At 61.4% G+C, this 1,737-nt stretch carries 1 protein-coding gene; it reads left to right on the plus strand.

Annotated features, from left to right (window positions below):
* Positions 1 to 31 precede the first annotated feature (31 nt).
* A partial coding sequence (locus MJD61_02780) for a hypothetical protein (protein MCG8554205.1) occupies positions 32 to 1,737 on the plus strand: 1,706 nt, incomplete at its 3' end.

Raw genomic sequence — 1,737 nt, forward strand, 5'->3', positions numbered from 1 at the left:
CTGGCTGCATCCCTATACGCTTATCGACTCGATGTGGAAGCGTGGCGTCAACATCGGCAGCGCGCTTATCTGGGAGCCAACCGGTGGGAGCGAGTGGCCGTGGATCATCGGTACAGACAACACGCACCCCTCGTATCCGGCACAGATTCTTCACTACGATCTGGAGGTTTCCTTTTACCCGTCCGGAGAGATGGGACACCTCACCGTCTTGGGGCTGCCAAACCTGCAGGACAAGGGCCCTTGCTTCTGTGACTATAAGACAGGGATGTGCGAGCAGAACTCAACGTGCGACATAGAGCAACTCTACGAGTCGACGACCGGCTTGACGATCGCGGACTGGGCACAGACTCCGGAGGCAAATCCGCCCGAAGATCCCGACAGAGTGGTCTTCGGGGTGAACCACACCCAGGTGTGGCAATTCTACCAGGAAGTTCCCTTCGGATACTACGCAAGCGAAATACCCGTACACGTGTTTGATGGCAATGTGTCGTTCCTGGCGGTCGAGATAGCGGAGCCCGAGCGGGCCGGCCAGCCTGCGACCGGGCCGATACCGCGGACCAGTTTTCAGCTCTGGAGCGACCTCCTCAACAGCGATTACCAGGTCGCACTGGCCGGAGGCAGCGACAACCGCTGTATCCAGAAGCAAATTGGCATGATGCGCACGCGCTTTCTGACCGACGCTGGCCCTCTGACCTACGACAAGTACCTCGACGCGCTCAGGCAGGGCCGTACCGTGGTCGTTGCCGGCAAGCGCACAAATCCTTGGTGCACCGACGGATCCTGCGATGACTGGGCAGACCTCACAATCCAAGAGGGCAACGGCATCCCAGTTCGCGTAGGCGGCACGCTGGACTATAGCGGCCCGGAAGATCTCGACTTCACCATCACGGCCAACCTGCTAGAAGCCGGAGAGATCGAGCTGTTGATCGACGGGGACGTGGTGCAGACTTGGCAGGTTTCGGCCGGACAGCATACCCGCACTTACTTGGATAGCGATTCTCAGGATAGCTATTGGGCGGCCGTTCGTACCCCGCGCGCTCAGACAAGCCCTATCTACGTCACGGAAAACGGCGCGCGGATCGGGAACATCTCCGCGGCGTGCCGCATGGCCGCCCGCGTGCATAACCTGATCGCGGCAAACCCTGCGGCGCCACCGTTCGCCCAGACCCGGTATACGAACGCCAAGAACAAGTACCTGTCTCTCGCCGGCGGCGTCGCGCACTGCGACGTCAACAATCCCCCTAGCTGGCCTGCTCCGACCCAGCCGCCGAACGACGAACTCAACGAGCCCGGCCAGGACTATCCTGACAGCTTCTGGGGCAAGCAGTTGTCCGCGTCAGCCAGCATCCAAAGAAAGACGGGTACCCTCGCATCGCTGAACGACCAGGACTGGTTCTATATTGGGACCTCCTGCCCGGCCGGCAAGAACTACATGCGCGCCCGTGTGGCCCTGCGGACCGAAGCGAGGTTGGATCTAGCACGATACAACCTGTATTACTGCTGGTCAGACGGCGGCATACGCTGTAGTGTCGGCGGCATCGTGCACACGGAGCGGCGCGAGTTGGCGCCAGTAGGCGGTGGGACAAGCGCGAACGTTCCGCTCGATGTGCCGTGCAGTCCGGGCAAGGCCCGCTGGCTCAGCATCCAGGTCTGGACTCCGGGTGGTGGCACGGTCAGCTGCAGCGTCGTGTACTCGTTGTTCTACTCGGTCGTGGGAGTGGACGACGGCTTCACCTA

This window comes from Pseudomonadota bacterium (assembly GCA_022361155.1).
In the GTDB taxonomy this organism is placed as follows: Bacteria; Myxococcota_A; Polyangia; order Polyangiales; family JAKSBK01; genus JAKSBK01.